The sequence below is a fragment of the Kitasatospora phosalacinea genome (genome assembly GCF_000716545.1).
GTDB classification, from domain to species: domain Bacteria; phylum Actinomycetota; class Actinomycetes; order Streptomycetales; family Streptomycetaceae; genus Kitasatospora; species Kitasatospora phosalacinea.
In genome coordinates this window covers 19,727-39,944 of sequence record NZ_JNWZ01000051.1, presented here as the reverse complement: position 1 = coordinate 39,944, position 20,218 = coordinate 19,727, and the positions used below count along the sequence as shown (strand labels likewise).

Genomic DNA, 20,218 nt, shown 5'->3' with positions numbered 1-20,218 from the left:
CCGTCTACCGGTCGAACGGTCGTCGTCAGGAGTGGAGAGAAGACGTGGTCGACGTCGGAGGAACGAGTACCGCCCGGTTCGAACCGGTCCGAGCGGCGCTGGCAGCGCACCTGGAGTCCGGCGAGGAGCTGGGGGCGTCGATCGCCGTGGACGTCGACGGGGTCATGGAAGTCGATCTGTGGGGCGGGCACGCCGACGAAGCGCGGACCGTCCCGTGGCACCGGGACACCCTGGTCAGCCTGTGGTCGACCACCAAGACCCTGAGCAGCCTGGCGGCCCTGGTCCTCGTCGACAGGGGGGCGTTGGACCTCTACCGCCCGGTCGCGCACTACTGGCCCGAATTCGCCGCTCGGGGCAAGCAGGACATCGAGGTGCGCCACGTGCTGGCGCACACCTCCGGGCTCTCCGGCTGGCAGCAGCCGTTCACCGTGGACGACCTGTACGACTGGCCCACCGCGAGCGCCCGGCTGGCCGCGCAGGCGCCCTGGTGGGAACCGGGCAGCGCCTCGGGCTATCACGTGCAGACGCAGGGCCAGCTCGTGGGAGAGCTCGTCCGGCGGGTCAGCGGCCGCACCCTGACCGAGTTCGTCGACACGGAGATCGCCGAACCGGCGCAGGCCGACGTCCAGATCGGTGCGCGGCAGGCCGACTGGCCGCGCATCGCCGAGCTGGTGGCCCCGTCGCCGCTCTCCGGGGTGCCCGCCGGCCTCGACCCCGAGGGGATCTTCACCAAGACCTTGCTCGGGAGTCCCGCCCGGGACGAGCACGTCGACACCCCGCAGTGGCGCCGGGCCGAACTCGGCGCCGTCAACGGGCACGGCAACGCACGGGGCATGGCCCGCGCGCTCTCCGCGATCTCACGGCGCGGCCGGGTGAACGGCCGCCGGCTCCTCTCCGAGGAGACGGCGGAGAAGGTCCTCGACGTGCAGGCGGACGGAGTCGACCTGTTCCTGGGCGTTCCCGTGCGCTGGGGCATCGGCTTCGCGCTCGCCGACGCGAGGACGATGCCGCACATGCCCACCGGCAGGGTCTGCTTCTGGGTCGGCCGGGGCGGTTCGATCGTCGTGATGGACCTCGACCGGCGCGTCACGTTCTCCTACACGATGAACCGGCTGGGCGACGGAATCCTCGGTTCGGAGCGCACCCATGACTACATCAGGCACGTCTACGAAGCCCTGGGCTCCACCGGCTGAGGCCCGCTCCCGCGCCGTTCAGCGGCACCACCGCGAGATCATCGCGGTCGCCTGACCCCGTCCGGCACCGCCCGCGCCCGTGACAGCGGTCCCGCACCCCTTCCGGCGTGCGGGACCGCTGTCACGGGCGTTGCCGTGCGTCCGGAGCCCCGGGGCGTTCCTACAGGTCGTAGTACATCTCGAACTCGTGCGGGTGCGGCCGCAGCGCGATCGGGGCGATCTCGTGGGTGCGCTTGTAGTCGATCCAGGTCTCGATCAGGTCGGTGGTGAAGACGCCGCCGGCGAGCAGGTACTCGTGGTCGGCCTCCAGGGCCTCCAGGACGGCGCCGAGGGAGGCGGGGACCTGGGGGACGGCGGCGTGCTCGTCGGGGGCGAGCTCGTAGAGGTCCTTGTCGACGGGCTCCAGCGGCTCGATCTTGTTCTTGATGCCGTCGAGGCCGGCCATCAGCATGGCGGAGAAGGCCAGGTAGGGGTTGGAGGCCGGGTCGGGGGCGCGGAACTCGATGCGCTTGGCCTTGGCGTTGGAGCCGGTGATCGGGATGCGGATCGCGGCGGAGCGGTTGCGCTGCGAGTACACCAGGTTGACCGGGGCCTCGAAGCCGGGCACCAGGCGGTGGTAGGAGTTCACCGAGGGGTTGGTGAAGGCGAGCAGCGAGGGGGCGTGCTTGAGGATGCCGCCGATGTAGTAGCGGGCGGTGTCGGACAGGCCCGCGTAGCCCTGCTCGTCGTAGAAGAGCGGGGAGCCGCCGGTCCACAGCGACTGGTGGACGTGCATGCCGGAGCCGTTGTCGCCGAAGATCGGCTTGGGCATGAAGGTGGCGGTCTTGCCGGCCCGCCAGGCGACGTTCTTGATGATGTACTTGAACAGCATCAGGTCGTCGGCGGCGTGCAGCAGGGTGTTGAACCTGTAGTTGATCTCGGCCTGTCCGGCGGTGCCGACCTCGTGGTGCTGGCGCTCGACCTCCAGCCCGGCCTTGGCGAGTTCGAGGGACATCTCGGCGCGCAGGTCGGCGAAGTGGTCGACCGGCGGGACGGGGAAGTAGCCGCCCTTGTACTTGACCTTGTAGCCGCGCGCGTCGCCCTCGGCGGAGCCGCTGTTCCAGGCGCCGGCCACCGAGTCGATGTGGTAGTACGAGGCGTTGGCGGAGGTCTCGAAGCGCACCGAGTCGAAGACGTAGAACTCGGCCTCGGGGCCGAAGTAGGCGGTCTCGGCGATGCCGGAGGAGGCCAGGTACGCCTCGGCCTTGCGGGCGACGTTGCGCGGGTCGCGGCTGTAGGCCTCGCCGGTGATCGGGTCCTGGATGAAGAAGTTGATGTTGAGGTGCTTCTCGGCGCGGAACGGGTCCAGCCGGGCGGTGGCGAGGTCGGGCACCAGGGCCATGTCGGACTCGTGGATGGCCTGGAAGCCGCGGATCGAGGAGCCGTCGAACATCAGGGTCTCGGTCGGGTCGAAGGTGGCGGCCGGGACCGAGAAGTGCTGCAGCACGCCCGGCAGGTCGCAGAACCGGACGTCGACGAACTTGACGTCGTTCTCCGCGATGTACTGCTTCACCTCGTCGGCGTTGGTGAACATCCGTACTCCTCCTCGGCGTGCACGGTCTGAGTCTCCGTCAGGGACGACTGGAGCCCCGGTGCAGGGGCTCACGATAGGAACGGCCCGTTTCCGGTTGGTGACTCGCTTGTTTCCCACATGTTAACCGGGCCATTTGGGCCACTGGCAAAGCAGGACGGTTCCGGGCAAAATCCCTGCCCCGCCGCCCGGTGGGCCATTCAGAGGTATAGACCACTCGTGACGGTGGGGCGCACCGGGTTCACCCCGACGGGAAACCCCCGTGGCGCGCCGCCCGGGGGCCGCCACCGGCCCGGGCCGTAAGCCCGGTTAGGGTGGATTCGTGGACACCAGAGAAGCACTCGGATCGTGGATCGACGGCCCGAAGGCGGCCGCCGAGAAGATGGGCGCCGACTTCGGCTACCGCGGCGAGCGCCTCGGCCTCCCGCAGGCCGGTCCCGGATCGATGGCCGGCCCCGGCCGCCGGATCGGCGCGCTGTTCGTCGACGGCTGGCTGGTCAGCCTCGTCGCCTACGGCCTGCTCGCCCGGGGCGAGCAGAGCTCCGCCAACCTGTGGACCACCCCGCTGTTCTACGCGGTGACGGTGCTGTTCCTCGCCACCACCGGCACCACCGTCGGCAAGCGCCTGTTCGGCCTGCGGGTGGTCCGGCTGGACGGCACCCGCGCCACCATCCCGCAGGTGCTGCTGCGCACCCTGCTGCTCTGCCTGGTCGTCCCGGCCGCCGTCTGGGACCGCGACACCCGCGGCCTGCACGACAAGGCGGTCGGCACCGTCGAGGTCCGGATCTAGCGCCGCCACGGGCCCGGAACGTCGAACGGCCCCGCTCGCGGAGGGAGTGAACCTCGCGGGCGGGGCCGTGGTGTCGGACGGGGGAGTGGCGTCGGTCAGCGCATGCCGCCCTTGGGCATCCGGGCGCCCTTCGGCATCGGGCCCTTGGGGATCGGCGCCTTGGAGAGCAGGTCGCCGAGCGCGCGCAGCCGGTCGTTGGTCTCGGTGACCTGGGCGGCGCTGATCGACCGGGGCAGGCGCATCAGGTGGATCTGCAGCTTCTTGAGCGGGATCTGGCCCTCGTCGTTGCCGACCATGATGTCGTGCACCGGGATGTCGCCGACCACCCGGGCCATCTTCTTCTTCTCGGACGCCAGCAGCGGCCGGACCCGGTTCGGGTTGCCCTCGCCGATCAGCGCGATGCCGGCCCGGCCGACCGCCCGGTAGACCGCGTCCTGGCTGCGGGTGACCGCCACCGGGGTCTGGTTCGCGCTCCAGCCGCGCCGGATGTTGCCCAGCACCGCCGCGACCGCGCCCGGCTGGCCCTCCATCTGCCCGAACGCGGCCCGCTCGGCCCGCCGGCCGAACACGATCGCGACCGCCAGCACCGCCAGCACGAAACCGAGGATGCCCAGGTAGACCGGGTGGTCCAGTGCGAAGCCGATGGCGAGGAACACGCCGAAGGTCAGCAGGCCGACGCCGGCGATGATCAGGCCGATCTTGGTGTCGACCTGCTTGGTCATGACATATGCCTGGCGGATCTGTGCGAGCCGCCCAGGGGTATCGGATTTTTGCCTCGCCATACCGCTCATGGTACGTGGCGGCACACGCGATCACCCAAGGCGGTGCCGGTTCGTGACCCGCGCCCTTCCCCGGGCCGGCCCCCACCGTTGCCCCGGCCCCCGCCGGGGGTTCAGGCGCCGTGCCCGAACACCCGCACGGCCTGCTCGCGCTCCCCCGCCAGCCGCCGGTTCTCGCACACCGCCGCCCACGCGTTGCGGCGCGCGCCGCGGATCAACAGCAACTGCTCGGCCCGCCGCAGCGCGGTCCGGATTCCGGTACGCATCAACACCAACTCCTCGACCCGGGTACCGCTCCAGCGTCCCGGACGCCCGTTACCGTACGGTGACCCGGCCGTCAATGCCACGTGAAACGTCGGCCCCTGGCCCGGACGGCCCCTGTCCGGACGACACGCCTAGCCTGTACGGCCCCGTGCCCGGACAGCACGCCCAGTCGGACGGCCCCGCGGCCGCGACGGCCCCGGAACGCCGGAGGGGCGGGCCCGGCGGACCCGCCCCTCGGCAGGACGACGGTGGCGGCAGCCGCGGTTTCAGACCGCGGCGGCCCGCTCCCGGTGCTCCAGCGCCTGCCGGTACAGCCGGCCGGCCCGGTACGAGGAGCGCACCAGCGGGCCGGACATCACCCCGGCGAAGCCCAGCTCCTCGGCCTCCTGCTGGAGCTCGACGAACTCCTGCGGCTTCACCCAGCGCTCCACCGGGTGGTGGCGCAGCGAGGGCCGCAGGTACTGGGTGATGGTGATCAGCTCGCAGCCGGCGTCCACCAGGTCGGCCAGCGCCTCGCTGACCTCCTCGCGGGTCTCGCCCATGCCCAGGATCAGGTTGGACTTGGTGACCAGTCCGGCCGCCCGGGCCTGGGTGATCACGTCCAGCGAGCGCTCGTAGCGGAACGCGGGGCGGATCCGCTTGAAGATCCGCGGCACCGTCTCGACGTTGTGCGCCAGCACCTCGGGACGGGAGGAGAAGACCTCGGCGAGCTGCTCGGGGACGGCGTTGAAGTCGGGGATGAGCAGCTCGACGCCGGTGCGCCCGGCCTCGCGGGCGGCGGTCATCGCGTGCACCTGGCGGACGGTCTCGGCGTACAGCCACGCGCCGCCGTCCGGCAGGTCGTCACGGGCGACACCGGTGATGGTGGCGTAGTTCAGGTCCATCGTGACGATGGACTCGGCGACCCGGCGCGGCTCGTCCCGGTCGAACTCGGCGGGCTTGCCGGTGTCGATCTGGCAGAAGTCGCAGCGGCGGGTGCACTGGTCGCCGCCGATCAGGAAGGTCGCCTCGCGGTCCTCCCAGCACTCGAAGATGTTGGGACAGCCGGCCTCCTGGCAGACCGTGTGCAGCCCCTCCTTCTTCACCAGGGACTGCAGGGCGTTGTACTCCGGCCCCATCTTCGCCCTGGTCTTGATCCACTCGGGCTTCCGCTCGATGGGGGTCTCGCTGTTGCGGACCTCCAGCCGGAGGAGCTTCCTGCCGTCGGGTGCGACAGCGGACACGTGCGACTCCTAGAACTAGACGGGGTACCCCTCAGGGTACGCCTGCACTTCGACGGCCTGTGCCCGGCCCCGGGCTTGCCTTCGAAAGGCAACGCTCGGCGCGCCGCGCGGATTCCACTACCGGACGGCGGCCACCGGCTCGGGCAGTTCGGCGAACACCTCGGCCAGCTTCCGTTCGACCGTCCCCACCGCGTCCCCCACCGGGAAGGGCCGGGCCAGTTCGCCGCTGAGCGAGGCCACCCCGGCGTCCCGGATGCCGCACGGGACGATCTTGTCGAAGTACGTCATGTCCGGGTCGCAGTTGAGCGCGAAGCCGTGCATGGTCACCCCGCGGGCCACCCGCACGCCGATCGCCGCGAGCTTGCGGTCGTCGCCGCGCTGACCCGCGTTGGACGGCGCGTACTCGGGGCCGGCCAGCCGCGGGTCGATGCCCAGTGGCAGGCCCATCCGCAGGGTCAGCTTGCCGATCTCCACCACCTGCGCGGGGTCGACCACCGCGCCGGGGATCTCCGCGCCCAGCTTCCACACCCCGCTGCGGCCCTCGATCCGGGTGGTCTCGACCCCGAACTCGGCGCAGGCCCGGATCAGCGCCTCCTCCAGCCGCCGCACGTACGCCACCACGTCGATCGGGTCCGGCAGCTTCACGATCGGGTAGCCGACCAGCTGGCCGGGGCCGTGCCAGGTGATCTCGCCGCCCCGGTTGACCTCCACCACCGGGGTGCCGTCCAGCGGCAGGTCCTCCGGGTTGGTGCGCTTGCCCATCGTGTACACCGGGTCGTGCTCCAGCAGCAGCACGGTGTCCGGGATCTCGTCCGCGACCCGCAGCGCGTGCAGCCGCTGCTGCTCCGCCCACGCCTCCTGGTAGGGGACGGTCCGCTCGCCTGTCCCCATCCGCACGAACCGCACGTTCTCGCTCACCACAGCACTCCCAGTCGGCCGATCAGCCCAACCTCGCCACTGTACGCCGACCGGCCGGACGACCCGCGGCCCGGTTTCAGCCTTCGGCCAACAGCTGGAGCCGCAGCGCGAGTTGGAGTTCCAGCGCCCGCTCCGGCTGGTTCCAGTCCCGGCCCAGCAGCACCTCCACCCGGTCGAGGCGCTGCACCACCGTGTTCACGTGCACGTGCAGCAGGTCCTTGGCCCGGGTCAGGCCGCCGCCGCAGTCGAAGTAGGCGCGCAGGGTCCGCACCAGCTCGGTGCCGCGCTTGGCGTCGTAGTCGAGCAGCGGGCCGAGGGTGGCCCGGACGAAGCCGTCCACGTCGTGCCCGTCGCCCAGCAGCACGCCCAGGAAGCCCAGGTCGGCGGCGCACGCCCCGTCCCCCGCCCGGCCCAGCACCCGCAGCGCCCGCACGCAGCGCACCCCCTCCGCGTACGCGGCGGCCAGCGCGACCGGGCCGCCGGCGGGACGGCCCGCGCCGACCGTGACGGGGGCGCCCGCCAGCTTGGCCAGCCGCTCCGCGGCGAGCGCGGCCACCGCGCCGTCGCCGCCGCCCTCGTGCGGCACCAGCAGCACCACGCCCTCGCCGAACTCGGCGCTGATCCCGCGCGAGCCGAACAGGTAGCGGGCCGCCGCACCGGCCAGCCGGCCCCGGGCCGCGGCGTCCTCGGCGACCGCGACCAGCGCCAGGTGCGGCCGGTTCAGGTCGACGCCCAGGCGGCGGCCGCGCGCGGTCAGGCCGGCCGGGTCGCGGCCGGGCGCGGTGAGCAGGTCGGCCAGCAGCTCGCCGCGGACCCGGTTCTCGGTCTCGGCGACCGAGCGCCGCAGCAGGAGCAGCAGCGCCGTGACGATGCTCGCCCGCTCGAACACCCGCCGGTCGGCGTCGTCCAGCTCGGGCCGCCCGTGCAGCACCAGCGCGCCCAGCAGCTCCTGCCCGGCCAGCACCGCGCACACCCACTCGGTGCCGTGCCGCACCGCGTGGCCCCCGGCGCGGGAGGCGGCCACCGCCTCCGCCAGGCCGTCGGGGGCGGCGCCGGGGCCGGTCAGCGGGGTGCCCTCGGCGTCGTGCACGGAGGCCCCGCCGTCCAGCAGCGCGGCCACCTCGGCGGCCACGTCGGAGACCTCCGCGCCGCGCAGCACCAGGTCGGTGAGCCGGTCGTGGGCCTGCTCGGCGCGCTGCACGGCGGCCGCGTGCGCGCCGATCACGGCGTTGGCGCCGGCCAGCTCGGCGAGCGCGGCCCGGGTGTCGGCCAGCGACTTGGCGGTGTCCAGGGCGATCGCGGCGTGCGCGGCCAGCGTGCACAGCAGCGCGACCTCGTCGGGGGAGAAGGCGCGCGGCGAGCGGTCGGCGGCGAACAGCACGCCGATCACGCTGCCGCCCAGCAGCAGCGGCACCCCGATGATCGCCACCAGGCCCTCGTCCAGCACGCCCGCGTCGATCTGCCCGGTGTGCCGGAACCGCTCGTCGACCCGGTAGTCGTGGGTGGCGTACGGGCGGGCGGTCTGCGCGACCAGGCCGCCCAGGCCGTCGCCGAGGCTGAGCCGCAGGGTCTGGAAGATCGGCGAGACCGAGCCGTCGGTGACCCGCATGTAGGTGTCCCCGGCCCGCTCGTCCGGCAGCGTCAGGTACGCGGTGTCGGTGCCCAGCAGCATCCGGGCCCGCCGGACGATGGCCTGCAGCACCGCGTCCAGGTCCCGGGAGGCGGCCAGGTCGCCCGCGGTGTCGAACAGCGCGGTCAGCTCGGCCTCGCGCCTGCGGTGCTGGCGCATCGTCCGGTGCACCCGCAGCGCCTGCCAGGTGGCGTCGTCGATCTCGGTCAGGACCTCGGCGGGCGCGCCCCGGCGCCGGGCCTCGGCGAGCACCTCGCCGAAGTCCTCGGTGGGGGCGCCGGTGGCCAGCAGGTCGAGGAGTCTGCGCAGCGCCGGCGCGGCGGTGGTGTGGCGGTCCATTCGGTCTTCCTGTTCCTAGTGCCCCCGTGCCCCGTGCCCCCGGCCCGCCGCACGAACGGGCCGGGGCCGCGCCGCCGGGCGGTTGCCCGGTGACGCGGCCCCGATCCTGCCGGAAGCGCTCAGGCGCCGGTGGCCGCCTTCACCGAGTCCACCCGAGCGTCCGCCCCGGTGTCCTCCAGGTCGGTGCCGCGGGTCTCCCGGGCGCACAGCACGGCCACCACGGTGATCACCGCGGCGATCGCCACGTACACGGCGATCGGGGTGGCGCTGCCGTAGTCCTTCAGCAGCGCGGTGGCGATCAGCGGGGCGGGCGCGCCGGCCGCGACGGAGGAGAACTGGGCACCGATCGAGGCCCCCGAGTAGCGGGTGCGGGTGGCGAACAGCTCGGAGAAGAACGCCGCCTGCGGGGCGTACATCATGCTGTGGAAGAACAGGCCGACGGTGACGGCGGTGACCAGCGAGGCGAAGCTCCGGGTGTCGACCATCCCGAAGAACACGAACGCCCAGATCCCGACGCCGACCGCGCCGACCAGGTAGACGGGCTTGCGGCCGACCCGGTCGGAGAGCGCCCCGAAGGCGGGGATCAGCGCGAACTGGACGGCCGAGCCGATCAGCACCGCGTTCAGCGCGGTCTGCTTGGGCAGGTGGGTCTGGGTGACGGCGTACGCCAGGACGAAGGTGGTCAGCACGTAGTACGAGATGTTCTCCGCCATCCGGGCGCCCATCGCCACCAGCACGTCCCGCCAGTGGTCGCGCACCACCACCACCAGCGGCGGCCGCTCCGGCTCGGTGCGCCGCTCGGCGGCCGCCAGCGCCGCCTTGAACAGCGGCGACTCGTCCACCGCGAGGCGGATCCACAGGCCGACCATCACCAGCAGCGCGGACAGCAGGAACGGCACCCGCCAGCCCCAGGACAGGAAGGCCGCGTCCGACTGGACGGCCGTCATCAGCGAGAGCACGCCCGCGGCCAGCAGGTTCCCGGCCGGCGCGCCGCCCTGCGGCCAGGACGCCCAGAAGCCGCGCCGCTTCCGGTCGCCGTGCTCGGAGACCAGCAGCACCGCCCCGCCCCACTCGCCGCCCAGCGCGAAGCCCTGCACCAGCCGCAGGCCGGTCAGCATCACCGGCGCCGCGACGCCGGCCTGGTCGTACGTCGGCAGGCAGCCGATCAGCGTGGTCGCCCCGCCCATCAGCAGCAGGCTGAGCACCAGCAGTTTCTTGCGGCCGATCCGGTCGCCGAAGTGCCCGAACACCAGGGCGCCGAGCGGGCGGGCGGCGAAGCCGATCGCGTAGGTGAGGAAGGACAGTAGGGTGCCGGTCAGCGGGTCGGCCTTCGGGAAGAACACGTGCCCGAAGACCAGCGCCGCCGCCGATCCGTACAGGAAGTAGTCGTACCACTCGATGGTCGTACCGATCAGCGAGGCGGCGACCACCCTGGGCAGGGAGGCGGGTCTCGCGACGTCGGGAGAGGCAGCCATGCGGGGGTTCCCTTGCAGGTGAGGAGGGTGGGGGGCGGGCGGGGGGAGGGCGTCAGTGGGCGGTCCAGCCGCCGTCCACCGGCAGGCTGGCACCGGTGACGTACGAGGCGCCGGGGGAACACAGCCACACCGCCAGCTGCGCCACCTCCTCCGGCTCGATCAGCCGCTTCACGGCGGTGCGGTCGAGCATGATCCGCTCCACCACCTCGTCCTCGCGGATGCCGTGCGCCAGCGCCTGCGCGGCGATCTGCCGCTCCACCAGCGCGGTGCGCACGTACGCCGGGTTCACGCAGTTGCTGGTCACCCCGTACGGGGCGCCCTCCAGGGCGACGGTCTTGCTCAGGCCCTCCAGGGCGTGCTTGGCGGTCACGTACGCCGACTTGAAGGCGCTGGCGCGCAGGCCGTGCACCGAGGAGATGTTGACCACCCGGCCCCAGCCGCGCCCGTACATGTGCGGCAGGGTGCGGCGCAGGATCCGGAACGGGGCCTCCACCATGACCCGCTGGATCAGCGTGAACCGCTCCACCGGGAACTCGTGCACCGGGGCGACGTGCTGCAGGCCCGCGTTGTTGACCACGATGTCCGCGTCCGCCGGCAGCGCCTCCACCGCGTCCGGGTCCGACAGGTCCGCGACGTGCGCGGTCCCGCCGATCGCGGCCGCCAGCTCCTCGGCGGGGGCGGCGGCCAGGTCGACGACGTACACGTGCGCGCCCGCCGCGGCGAAGGCCTCCGCGCAGGCCCGGCCGATGCCGGAGGCGGCTCCGGTGACCAGCGCGGTGCGGCCGAGCAGCGGTGGTCCGGAGGGCGGGGCAGAAGTGGTGTCCATGGCCGAGAACGGTAGGAATCCGGACGCCCCGCAACGATGTGGGCGGACACCACAGCCGTACCGGTCCCTGTGGTGCCGGACACCATGTGGTCGGAACGCGGGCAACGGCTCTCGAACTCAAACACGCGACGCCCGCGCTTCCTCACAACGGGCGGGGCTGGTTCACCCGTTCGGAGGACGGGTGGTCCGAATCCACCCATAGCGTCCCAATGCTCGCTACATTCGCGCCGATTCCCGATCAGGGGGCGCCGTCCGGGCAGGAGGGGCCGGAACGGCGCCTGAGAGGTGTGGACTGCTATGCCCCAACGGCCAGTGATCGACAGCCCCGCGTACCGACCGCTCGACCCGCTCGACCCGCGCCCGACCGGAGCGGCCGAGACCCCTCCGCGCGCTCCCGAGCAGGCCGAACCACCGGCCCCCGCGGCCGGGCGCGCCCAGAACCCCCAACTCGCCGCGCTCATCGAGGAGTCCGGCTTCTCGCACGCCGGCCTCGCCCGCCGGGTCGACCAACTCGGCCTGGAGCACGGCCTCGACCTGCGCTACGACAAGACCTCCGTCACCCGCTGGCTGCGCGGCCAGCAGCCCCGCGGCGCGACCCCCGCGCTGATCGCCGAGGTCTTCACCCGTCGCCTCGGCCGCCGCCTCACCGCCCAGGACGTCGGCCTCGACGCCTGCGCCCCGGTCTACGCCGGGCTCGAATTCGCCGAGACGCCGCAGGAGGCCGTCGACATCGTCGCCTCCATGTGGCGCAAGGACAACGGCCCCTACGCCGAGCTCCGCAAGATCGCCTTCACCCCCGCCGGACTGGTCGTCCCCAGCCGCGACTGGCTGATCGGCCGCACCGACGAACGCGTCGCCCGCGACGGCACCACCCTCACCCCCGAGGAGCTGCGCACGCCCCCGCAGGGCGCCCGCGTGCCCCAGCAGACCCTGCGCCGCCCCGCCAACGCCTCCGGCGCCGAACCGGGCGCCGACCACCGGGAGACCAGGCCCCCCGTCCGGGTCGGCCGCGGCGACATCGCCGCCATCCGCGCCGTCGGCGACCTGTTCCGCGCCCTCGACCACGCCTACGGCGGCGGCCACGCCCGGCAGGCCCTGGTCCGCTACCTGGAGAGCGAAGCCGAGCCCATGCTCCGCGGCCGGTACGGCGAACAGATCGGACGCGCCCTGTTCGGCGCCGTCTCCGACCTCACCCGGCTGGCCGGCTGGACCTCCTTCGACATCGCCGCGCACGGCCTCGCCCAGCGCTACTTCGTCCAGGCCCTACGGCTCTCCCAGGCCGCCGGGGACCGCGTCCTCGGCGGCTTCGTCCTCACCACCATGAGCCAGCAGGCCGTCCACCTCGGCCACGCCCGCGAGGCCATCCAGCTCGCCCGGGTCGCCCAGCAGGGGGTCGGCACCGCCGCCGCCCCCGTCGTCCAGGCGCTCATGCACGCCGCCGAGGCCCGCGGCCACGCCCTGGCCGGCGACGTCCGGGCCTGCACCACCGCGCTGGTCCGCTGCGAACGCGCCCTCGCCACCGCCCGCAGCGCCGACGAAGTCCCGTCCTGGGCCCGCTACTTCGACGACGCCCAGCTCGCCGACGAGTTCGCCCACTGCTACCGCGACCTCCAGCAGTGGCGCCCCGCCGCCCAGCACGCCGAGAAGTCCCTGCGCCTGCGCGCCCCCTCCTACGCCCGCAGCCGCATCCTGTGCCGCCTCGTGCTGGCCTCCGCCCGCCTGGGCATGGGGGACGTCGACGAGGCCTGCTCCATGGCCACCGACTCCCTCCGCGCCGCCGGCGAGATGCGTTCCGCCCGCACCGTCGAGTACCTCCGCGACTTCCACCGCCGCCTCACCCCCTACCGCACCACCCCCGCCGCCCGCGCCTTCGAAGAGGCCTCCCGCCAGGCGGGGGTGATCTGAGGAGCCCCTCCAGGGGCCCGGGGGCCTGCCGGGCCCCTCCCTACGCCGCCATCCGGTCCGCCTCCGGCTCGGTCCGCACGCCGAGGTCGCGCAGGACGGCCTCGGCGGCCCGTCGGCCGGAGACCAGCGCGCCCTGCACCGTCCCCGTGTCGCGGTGGTCGCCGCACACGTACAGCCCGGCGAGCAGCCGCACCGAGCGGCGGAAGTGGTGCGGCGGGGGCATCGAGACCACCGCGTCGGCGACGTGCCGGACGGTCAGGAACTCCCAGCCCCCGGTGGCGGTGCCGTACAGCTCGGCCAGCCGCCGCCGGACGGCGCCCTCGTCGCCGGCCGGCCCGCCGGAGTCGAAGGCGCGGCGGCCCAGCACCGTGGTGGCGATCAGCGCGCGGCCGTCGGCGGCGTACGAGGGGTCGGCGTCGCTGAGCACCAGCGAGTGCGAGATCCCGGAGCGTTCGGCGTCCAGCAGCAGGACGGGCTCGCCCACCGGGGAGCGCTCCGCCGCGTGGTAGTAGGTGGTGACGGGGTGGAACCCGGGCTGCCGCAGGCCCGGCAGCAGGCCCGCCGCCGTCGCCGCGTCGGTGGCGACGACCACCGCGCGGGAGCGGATCCGGCCGTGCGCGGCGGTCTCCACGCCGTCCGTGCCGACCGAGGTGACCTCGACGCCCAGCCGCAGGCTCCGCTCCGGGAGCCGGGCGGCGAGCTGCGCCGGGACGGCCCCGGTGCCCGCCGCCGGCACGCACAGCCGGCCGCGGGCGTACGCGCGCAGCACCAGGTCGGCGACCCGGCTGGAGGTGCCGAGCGCGGGGTCGGACAGCAGCGCGCCGAGCAGCGGGCGCAGGAAGCCGTCGACGGTGCGGGCGGGCAGGCCGCGGTCGGCCAGCGCCCGGGCGGTGGTGGTCTCGGGCCGGGCGAGCAGCCGCTCGGTGGGCGTCGCGGCGAGCCGGGACATGGCGGCGGCCAGCCGGGCCTTGTCGAACGGGGTGCCGAGCGGCCCGCGGGTGGCGGCCTGCCGGGCGGGGGTGAGTCGCGGGTCGCCGACCCGGTAGCCCCGGCCGCCGCTGTGCACCAGGACGCCGGGGGCGAGCGGGCGCAGTTCCAGCCGGTCGAGGTCGAGGCGGCGGGCCAGTTCGGGATAGGCGGTGTTGAGCAGGTGGCCGCCGTGGTCGAGGCGGAAGCCGTCGAGTTCGCGGGTGGCCATCCGGCCGCCGACGCGCTCGGTGGCCTCCAGGACCTGGACGTCCAGGCCCTGGGCGGCGAGCACGGTCGCGGCGGTCAGTCCGGCGGCGCCGGCGCCGACGACGATCGCGTCGGGGTCGCCGGAGGGGCCGCGCTGGGCGCGGCCGGTGAAGTCCTGTGCGGGCACGATCGGGTGCTCCCTCCCTGACGGAGCCCCTCCGCGGCCGCCGCGCGCGGCGGTGCCCGCGAGCGGGTGGGTGCCGGGGCGGGCAGCGGGGGGACGGACGTGGTCCGCACTGGTGATGCCCCGTCACCCGCCGGTCCAGACAGCCGACCGGTGCCGAATCGGGTCATCGTGCCGGTGTGGCGACACAGCGGGACCGCCCGGTCACCCACCGTGTCGCAAACGGGGTGCGCGGAGCGGGAACGGGCGCGCACCGTCACCGCCCGCACCCCGCGCGCTGCCCGGCTGCACCCGTGCGCCCCCCGCTGACGCCCCGTCAACCCCCGCCGGACCGCGGCTGCGGCGGGGCCCCACCGGGGCTCCACCGGGGTCCCGTCACAGCCCGGGCGGCCCGCCGCCGCAGCCCCGTCGGCGTCCTACCGCCGTCCGAGCGCCGCCGCGACGATCGCCCCGGCGTCCGGGTCGCGGAACACGAACCCCGCGTCCAGCAGCGCCTTCGGCACCACCCGGTGACTGCCCACCACCTCCACGGCCATCTCCCCGAGCGCGGTGCGCAGCGCCCACTCGGGCACCGCGAACACCGCCGGACGCCCGAGCTGCCGGGCCAGTTCCGCGGTCAGTTCGCGGTTGGTGACGGGGTCGGGTCCGACCAGGTTGACCGGCCCGGACAGCTCCTGACCGTCGATCAGGAAGCGCAGCGCGGCCACCTCGTCGGCCAGCGAGATCAGCGACCAGTACTGCCCGCCGTCCCCGAGCCGCCCGCCCAGCGCCAGCTTGAACAGCGGCAGCAGCCGCGCCCCGGCGCCGCCCCCGGCGTCCAGCACCAGCCCGGTGCGCGGGTGCACCACCCGGATCCCGACGTCCGCGGCGGGCCGCGCGGCCCGCTCCCACTCCTGGCAGACCTCGGCCAGGAAGTCGCCGCCGGCCGGCGCGCCCTCGTCGATCACCTGGTCGCCGGTCTGCCCGTAGTAGCCGACCGCGGAGGCGCTGACCAGCACCCCGGGCGGCTCCTTCAGCCGGGACAGCGCGGCGGCCAGCGTCTCGGTGCCCAGCACCCGGCTGTCCCGGATCTCCCGCCGGTACGCGTCCGTCCAGCGCCGGTCGCCGACGCCCGCCCCGGCCAGGTGCACCACCGCGTCCACGCCCTCCAGCGCGGCCGCGTCGATCTGCATCAGCAGGGGGTTCCAGCCGACCCCGACCGTCCCGTCCGGCTGCGGCCCGGTGCGCGAGCGCCGCCGCACCAGCCGCAGCACCTCGTGCCCGTCCGTCAGCAGGGAGTCCACCAGCGCGGACCCGATCAACCCCGTGGAGCCTGTCACCGCGATTCGCATGCCCGCCATCCTCCCAGCCCGAACGGGCCGGCCCGTTCAGAAACCCCGCAGGGCACCGCCGGAACGCCGCCCGACCCCGCGCCGGGCCGCACCGGGCGGCGTCTACCATGACCCGCATGCCCTCCAACGATGTGATCATCCGTCCGGCGCGGGACGAGGACGAGCGCGCGATCCGCGCCGTCGACCACGCCGTCTGGTCCCCGCTCGGCGAGGTCGCCCCGCGCGGCCCCGAGGACGCCCCGGTGTTCGACGAGGCGCACCGCCCCGGGCAGTACCTGCTGGCCGAACTCGACGGCCGGGTGGTCGGCTACGTCCGCCAGGCGCGGGAGATCCCGCTGCCCTCCAACGCGCACGTCCGCCAGATCCAGGGCCTGGGCGTGCTCCCCGAGGCCCGCGGCCGCCGGATCGGCGAGGCCCTGGTCGCCGCCGCCTGCGAGGCGGCCCGCGCCGAGGGCGCCCGCCGGATGACGCTCCGGGTGCTCTCCCACAACGCCCCGGCCCGTCGGCTGTACGAACGGGCCGGGTTCCAGGTCCTCGGCGTGCTGCCCCAGCACTTCCTGCTGGACGGCGGCTACGCGGACGACGTCTGGATGGGCCGCGCCCTGGACTGAGCCGCCGCCGGGTCAGTCCCCGTACAGCTCCCACAGCCGCGGGTAGCGGGCGGCCATCGCCTCCCGGTCCGAGAAGTCGAAGGGCACCCCGTACGCGGCCGCCGGCTGGCGCACCCCCAGGTCCGGCAGCGGCAGTCCGGTCAGCCGCTCGTACGCCTCGTCGGCGGCGTAGCCCAGTTCCTCCCCGTCGCCGTCCTCCTCCTCGTCGAAGTCGGGCACCAGTTCGGCCAGCGCGTCCGGCTCGTGCACCGCGCCCTCGAAGACGTCCCGGCCCTGGCCGATCAGCCAGCACCGGAAGTAGTCGAACGCGTCCTCCGACGCCCCGTCGAGCAGCAGGTGCGCGGCGCCCCACAGCTCCACCGTGTACGCCCGCTGGAACCGCGCCTCGAACTGCCGGGCGAAGTCCAGCACCTCGTCCGGGGTCAGTCGCAGCAGCCGTTCGACCAGCGCCTCGGCCTGCTCGTCCGGGTCGCCCTCGGCCGCTTCCCGGGCCTCGTCGACCAGTTGCCAGAATCCCGTCTCGTCCATCACCGCTCCAGCCTCCACGATCGTCGTCCGCCCCGCACCCGATCGGGCCGCGACGCGCGGGAGCCCCGCACCGTCCGGGGACGGCGCGGGGCTCCCGGTGGGAACGCCTTACAGGCCGAGCTCGACCTCGAACTCGCCGGCCTCCAGGATCTCCTTGACCGCGACCAGGTAGCGGGCGGCGTCCGCGCCGTCCACCAGGCGGTGGTCGTAGGAGAGCGACAGGTAGGTCATGTCGCGGATGCCGATGGCGGTGCCGCCGTCGGCCTCGATGACCACCGGGCGCTTCACGGTCGCGCCGATGCCCAGGATCGCGACCTGGTTCGGCGGGACGATGACGGTGTCGAACAGCGCACCGCGCGAACCGGTGTTGGAGATGGTGAAGGTCGCGCCGGACAGCTCGTCCGGGGTGATCTTGCTGTCGCGGACCTTCGACGCCAGCTCCGCGGTCTTCTTCGAGATGCCGGCGATGTTGAGGTCGCCCGCACCCTTGATGACCGGGGTCATCAGACCCTTCTCGGAGTCCACCGCGATGCCGATGTTCTCGGTGTCGAAGTAGGTGACGGTGCCCTCGGCCTCGTTGATCCGGGCGTTGATGACCGCGTGGGCCTTCAGCGCCTGGGCGGCGGCCTTCACGAAGAACGGCATCGGGGACAGCTTCACGCCCTCGCGGGCCAGGAAGGAGTCCTTCGCCTTCGCGCGCAGCGACATGATCCGGGTGACGTCCACCTCGACCACGCTGGTCAGCTGGGCCTGCTCGTGCAGGGCCTTCAGCATGTTGTCGCCGATGACCTTGCGCATGCGGGTCATCTTGACGGTCTGGCCGCGCAGCGCGGACGGCGCGGCGGCGGCCTTCGCCGGGGCGGCGGCAGCGGGAGCGGCGGCCGGGGCCGGCGCCGGCGCGGCCTTGGCGGCCTCGGCGGCGGCGATCACGTCCTGCTTGCGGATGCGGCCGCCGACGCCGGTGCCGGCGACGGAGGAGAGCGCGACACCGTGCTCGGCGGCGAGCTTGCGCACCAGCGGGGTGACGTAGGCGTCACCGGCGTCCGCGGCCGGGGCGGCGGGAGCCGGAGCGGCGGCGACCGGTGCGGCCGGAGCAGCCACCGGAGCCGGAGCCGGGGCGGCCGGAGCCGCGGCCGGGGCGGCGGGAGCGGCGGGAGCCGGAGCGGCGGCCGGAGCCGGGGCAGCGGGTGCGGCCGGGGCCGGGGCAGCAGCCGGAGCCGGAGCCGGGGCGGCGGGAGCGGCGGCCGGGGCCGGGGCGGCGGCGGGAGCCGAGCCGGCGGCGCCGATCAGCGCGAGCTGGGCGCCGACCTCGGCGGTCTCGTCCTCGCCGACCAGGATCTTCACCAGGGTGCCCGCCACGGGGGAGGGGATCTCGGTGTCGACCTTGTCGGTGGAGACCTCGAGCAGCGGCTCGTCGACCTCGACGGTGTCGCCCTCGGCCTTCAGCCAGCGGGTGACGGTGCCCTCGGTGACCGACTCGCCCAGCGCGGGCAGCACCACCGGGGTGGCGTCGCCGGCCGGAGCGGCGGCGGCCGGGGCCTCGGCGGCGGGCGCCTCGGCGGCGGCCGGGGCGGGGGCCGCGGGGGCCTCCTCGGCGGCGGGGGCGGCCGGGGCCGGAGCGGCCTCGGCGGCGGGCGCCGGGGCGGCGGCGGGGGCGCCCGAGCCGTCGTCGATGATCGCCAGCTCGGCGCCCACCTCGACGGTCTCGTCCTCGCCGACCTTGATCGAGGCCAGGACGCCGGAGGCCGGCGCCGGGATCTCGGTGTCGACCTTGTCGGTGGAGACCTCGAGCAGCGGCTCGTCGATCTCCACGCGCTCACCCTCGGCCTTCAGCCAGCGGGTGACGGTGCCTTCGGTCACGCTCTCGCCCAGCGCGGGCAGTGTTACTGAGACCGCCATGGTTCCAGCGACTCCTATCAAGTCTTGCGTACAGGAATGAACGGGGACGGGGGCGCGATCAGTCGTGCGCGTGCAGCGGCTTGCCGGCCAGCGCGAGGTGGGCCTCGCCGAGGGCCTCGGACTGGCTCGGGTGCGCGTGGATGAGCTGCGCGACCTCGGCGGGCAGGGCCTCCCAGTTGTAGATCAACTGGGCCTCGCCGACCTGCTCGCCCATGCGGGCGCCGACCATGTGGACACCCACGACGGCGCCGTCCTTGACCTGGACCAGCTTGATCTCGCCGGCGGTCTTGAGGATCTTGCTCTTGCCGTTGCCCGCGAGGTTGTACTTGAGGGTGACGACCTTCTCCTTGCCGTACTGCTCGACGGCCTTGGCCTCGGTCAGGCCGACGGAGGCGACCTCCGGGTTGGAGTAGGTGACCCGCGGGATGCCGTCGTAGTCGATCGGGACGACCTTGAGGCCGGCGATCCGCTCGGCGACGAGGATGCCCTCGGCGAAGCCGACGTGGGCCAGCTGCAGGGTCGGGACCAGGTCGCCGACGGCGGAGATGGTCGGCACGTTGGTGCGCAGGTACTCGTCGACCAGGACGTAGCCGCGGTCCATCGCGACGCCCTGCTCCTCGTAGCCCAGGCCGGCCGAGACCGGGCCGCGGCCGATCGCGACCAGCAGCACGTCGGCCTCGATGGACTTGCCGTTCTCGGTCGAGACCCGGACGCCGTTCTCGGTGTACTCCACGCCGGAGAAGCGGGACTTCAGCTCGAACTTGATGCCGCGCTTGCGGAAGGCGCGCTCCAGCAGCTTGGAGGAGTTCTCGTCCTCCAGCGGCACCAGGTGGGGCAGGCCCTCGACGATGGTGACGTCGACGCCGAAGGACTTCCAGACCGAGGCGAACTCGCAGCCGATGACGCCGCCGCCGAGGATGATGGCCGACTTCGGGATGTAGTCGAGCTTCAGCGCGTGGTCGGAGGAGATGATCCGGTTGCCGTCGATGTCCAGGCCCGGGATCGAGCGCGGCACGGAGCCGGTGGCCAGGACGATGTGGCGGCCCTCGACGCGCTGGCCGTTGACGTCCACCGAGGTCTGCGAGGAGAGCTTGCCCTCGCCCTGGATGAAGGTGACCTTGCGGGAGGCGACCAGGCCCTGCAGGCCCTTGTACAGGCCGGCGACGACGTCGTCCTTGTACTTGTGGACGCCGTTGATGTCGATGCCCTGGAAGGTGGCGAGGACGCCGAACTCGGCCGCTTCCTTCGTCTCGTCGGCGACCTCGGCGGCGTGCAGCAGCGCCTTGGTCGGGATGCAGCCGCGGTGGAGGCAGGTGCCGCCCAGCTCGCCCTTCTCGATCAGCGCGACGCTCAGGCCGAGCTGGGCGCCACGGAGCGCCGCGGCGTAACCGCCGCTTCCGCCTCCGAGAATGACTACGTCGAAAACGGTGCTGGCGTCGTTCGCCACGTCACGTCCTCCATGCAAAAGGTGCGGATCGCCGGGCCGGTCGCGGTCCGGTGGGTGAGTGCCCTTGTAAGAGCGCCCAGTCGTGCCGGAAATACATCTTTGCACTTGTTGGCGGCAGGTGGCGTCGGCG

General features: G+C 73.8%; 17 protein-coding genes. 4 read left to right on the top strand and 13 right to left on the bottom strand.

Features of this window, described 5'->3' with window-relative positions:
* Window positions 1–44: 44 nt before the first annotated feature.
* On the top strand, window positions 45–1,193 hold the full coding sequence (locus OO48_RS23980) for an EstA family serine hydrolase (RefSeq protein WP_033219687.1): 1,149 nt from the start codon (window positions 45–47) through the stop codon (window positions 1,191–1,193).
* Window positions 1,194–1,353: 160 nt separating this feature from the next.
* Here the strand turns inward: OO48_RS23980 and glnA are convergent, their stop codons facing one another.
* On the bottom strand, window positions 1,354–2,766 hold the full coding sequence (gene glnA / locus OO48_RS23975) for a type I glutamate--ammonia ligase (protein ID WP_033219685.1): 1,413 nt from the start codon (window positions 2,764–2,766) through the stop codon (window positions 1,354–1,356).
* A gap of 319 nt (window positions 2,767–3,085) precedes the next feature.
* On the opposite strand from glnA, the gene OO48_RS23970 reads away from it, so the two are divergent.
* Window positions 3,086–3,553, top strand: a complete 468-nt coding sequence (locus OO48_RS23970; RefSeq protein ID WP_033219683.1) for an RDD family protein — start codon at window positions 3,086–3,088, stop codon at window positions 3,551–3,553.
* 95 nt (window positions 3,554–3,648) lie between these two features.
* Here OO48_RS23970 and OO48_RS23965 read toward each other — a convergent pair whose 3' ends face one another.
* From OO48_RS23965 to OO48_RS23940, 7 genes are all read right to left on the bottom strand, one after another.
* Window positions 3,649–4,335: a DUF4191 domain-containing protein gene (locus OO48_RS23965; protein WP_033219681.1), complete on the bottom strand. Its 687-nt coding sequence runs from the start codon at window positions 4,333–4,335 to the stop codon at window positions 3,649–3,651.
* 110 nt (window positions 4,336–4,445) lie between these two features.
* Window positions 4,446–4,598 carry a hypothetical protein gene (locus OO48_RS39015; RefSeq protein WP_167346476.1) on the bottom strand — a complete coding sequence of 51 codons (153 nt, stop codon included), beginning with the start codon at window positions 4,596–4,598 and terminating at the stop codon, window positions 4,446–4,448.
* 264 nt (window positions 4,599–4,862) lie between these two features.
* A complete protein-coding gene (lipA, locus tag OO48_RS23960; RefSeq protein WP_033219679.1) occupies window positions 4,863–5,819 on the bottom strand; it encodes a lipoyl synthase in 957 nt (318 codons plus the stop codon).
* A 117-nt stretch (window positions 5,820–5,936) separates the two neighbouring features.
* Window positions 5,937–6,740 carry a lipoyl(octanoyl) transferase LipB gene (lipB, locus tag OO48_RS23955; protein ID WP_081952328.1) on the bottom strand — a complete coding sequence of 268 codons (804 nt, stop codon included), beginning with the start codon at window positions 6,738–6,740 and terminating at the stop codon, window positions 5,937–5,939.
* A 73-nt stretch (window positions 6,741–6,813) separates the two neighbouring features.
* Window positions 6,814–8,706 (bottom strand): helix-turn-helix domain-containing protein, encoded by a 1,893-nt coding sequence (locus OO48_RS23950; RefSeq protein ID WP_033219677.1) that lies wholly within the window; start codon window positions 8,704–8,706, stop codon window positions 6,814–6,816.
* 119 nt (window positions 8,707–8,825) lie between these two features.
* Window positions 8,826–10,181 (bottom strand): MFS transporter, encoded by a 1,356-nt coding sequence (locus tag OO48_RS23945; RefSeq protein WP_033219675.1) that lies wholly within the window; start codon window positions 10,179–10,181, stop codon window positions 8,826–8,828.
* Between the two features lie 52 nt (window positions 10,182–10,233).
* A complete protein-coding gene (locus OO48_RS23940) occupies window positions 10,234–11,007 on the bottom strand; it encodes a 3-hydroxybutyrate dehydrogenase (protein WP_033219673.1) in 774 nt (257 codons plus the stop codon).
* A 297-nt stretch (window positions 11,008–11,304) separates the two neighbouring features.
* On the opposite strand from OO48_RS23940, the gene OO48_RS23935 reads away from it, so the two are divergent.
* Window positions 11,305–12,912: an NsdA family TPR-like regulatory protein gene (locus OO48_RS23935; RefSeq protein ID WP_245194780.1), complete on the top strand. Its 1,608-nt coding sequence runs from the start codon at window positions 11,305–11,307 to the stop codon at window positions 12,910–12,912.
* A 40-nt stretch (window positions 12,913–12,952) separates the two neighbouring features.
* Here OO48_RS23935 and OO48_RS23930 read toward each other — a convergent pair whose 3' ends face one another.
* Both OO48_RS23930 and OO48_RS23925 read right to left on the bottom strand, forming a co-directional pair.
* The gene (locus OO48_RS23930) at window positions 12,953–14,275 is read right to left on the bottom strand and encodes an NAD(P)/FAD-dependent oxidoreductase (RefSeq protein WP_051732625.1); all 1,323 of its coding nucleotides are present in this window, start codon (window positions 14,273–14,275) and stop codon (window positions 12,953–12,955) included.
* A gap of 413 nt (window positions 14,276–14,688) precedes the next feature.
* Window positions 14,689–15,612, bottom strand: a complete 924-nt coding sequence (locus OO48_RS23925; protein ID WP_033219668.1) for a TIGR01777 family oxidoreductase — start codon at window positions 15,610–15,612, stop codon at window positions 14,689–14,691.
* 98 nt (window positions 15,613–15,710) lie between these two features.
* Here OO48_RS23925 and OO48_RS23920 point away from each other — a divergent pair, with 98 nt between their 5' ends.
* Complete coding sequence (locus tag OO48_RS23920) at window positions 15,711–16,214, top strand: GNAT family N-acetyltransferase (RefSeq protein WP_033219666.1); 504 nt, start codon at window positions 15,711–15,713, stop codon at window positions 16,212–16,214.
* A 12-nt stretch (window positions 16,215–16,226) separates the two neighbouring features.
* Here OO48_RS23920 and OO48_RS23915 read toward each other — a convergent pair whose 3' ends face one another.
* The 3 genes from OO48_RS23915 to lpdA all read right to left on the bottom strand — a co-directional run bounded on the left by OO48_RS23915 (window position 16,227) and on the right by lpdA (window position 20,106).
* Window positions 16,227–16,742, bottom strand: coding sequence for a DUF4240 domain-containing protein (locus OO48_RS23915; protein WP_033219664.1), 516 nt, complete (start codon window positions 16,740–16,742; stop codon window positions 16,227–16,229).
* Window positions 16,743–16,850: 108 nt separating this feature from the next.
* Window positions 16,851–18,641 carry a 2-oxoglutarate dehydrogenase, E2 component, dihydrolipoamide succinyltransferase gene (gene sucB, locus OO48_RS23910; RefSeq protein ID WP_033219662.1) on the bottom strand — a complete coding sequence of 597 codons (1,791 nt, stop codon included), beginning with the start codon at window positions 18,639–18,641 and terminating at the stop codon, window positions 16,851–16,853.
* A gap of 58 nt (window positions 18,642–18,699) precedes the next feature.
* Window positions 18,700–20,106: a dihydrolipoyl dehydrogenase gene (gene lpdA / locus OO48_RS23905; protein WP_106970399.1), complete on the bottom strand. Its 1,407-nt coding sequence runs from the start codon at window positions 20,104–20,106 to the stop codon at window positions 18,700–18,702.
* Window positions 20,107–20,218 lie beyond the last annotated feature (112 nt).

Excerpts from the sequence above, each read along its gene's own strand:
- OO48_RS23945 (WP_033219675.1), bottom strand. The coding sequence starts at position 10,181 with ATGGCTGCCTCTCCCGACGTCGCGAGACCCGCCTCCCTGCCCAGGGTG.
- OO48_RS23915 (WP_033219664.1), bottom strand. The coding sequence starts at position 16,742 with ATGGACGAGACGGGATTCTGGCAACTGGTCGACGAGGCCCGGGAAGCG.
- sucB (WP_033219662.1), bottom strand. The coding sequence starts at position 18,641 with ATGGCGGTCTCAGTAACACTGCCCGCGCTGGGCGAGAGCGTGACCGAA.
- OO48_RS23965 (WP_033219681.1), bottom strand. The coding sequence starts at position 4,335 with ATGGCGAGGCAAAAATCCGATACCCCTGGGCGGCTCGCACAGATCCGC.
- OO48_RS23935 (WP_245194780.1), top strand. The coding sequence starts at position 11,305 with ATGCCCCAACGGCCAGTGATCGACAGCCCCGCGTACCGACCGCTCGAC.
- OO48_RS23925 (WP_033219668.1), bottom strand. The coding sequence starts at position 15,612 with ATGGCGGGCATGCGAATCGCGGTGACAGGCTCCACGGGGTTGATCGGG.
- OO48_RS23950 (WP_033219677.1), bottom strand. The coding sequence starts at position 8,706 with ATGGACCGCCACACCACCGCCGCGCCGGCGCTGCGCAGACTCCTCGAC.
- OO48_RS39015 (WP_167346476.1), bottom strand. The coding sequence starts at position 4,598 with ATGCGTACCGGAATCCGGACCGCGCTGCGGCGGGCCGAGCAGTTGCTG.
- glnA (WP_033219685.1), bottom strand. The coding sequence starts at position 2,766 with ATGTTCACCAACGCCGACGAGGTGAAGCAGTACATCGCGGAGAACGAC.
- OO48_RS23940 (WP_033219673.1), bottom strand. The coding sequence starts at position 11,007 with ATGGACACCACTTCTGCCCCGCCCTCCGGACCACCGCTGCTCGGCCGC.
- OO48_RS23920 (WP_033219666.1), top strand. The coding sequence starts at position 15,711 with ATGACCCGCATGCCCTCCAACGATGTGATCATCCGTCCGGCGCGGGAC.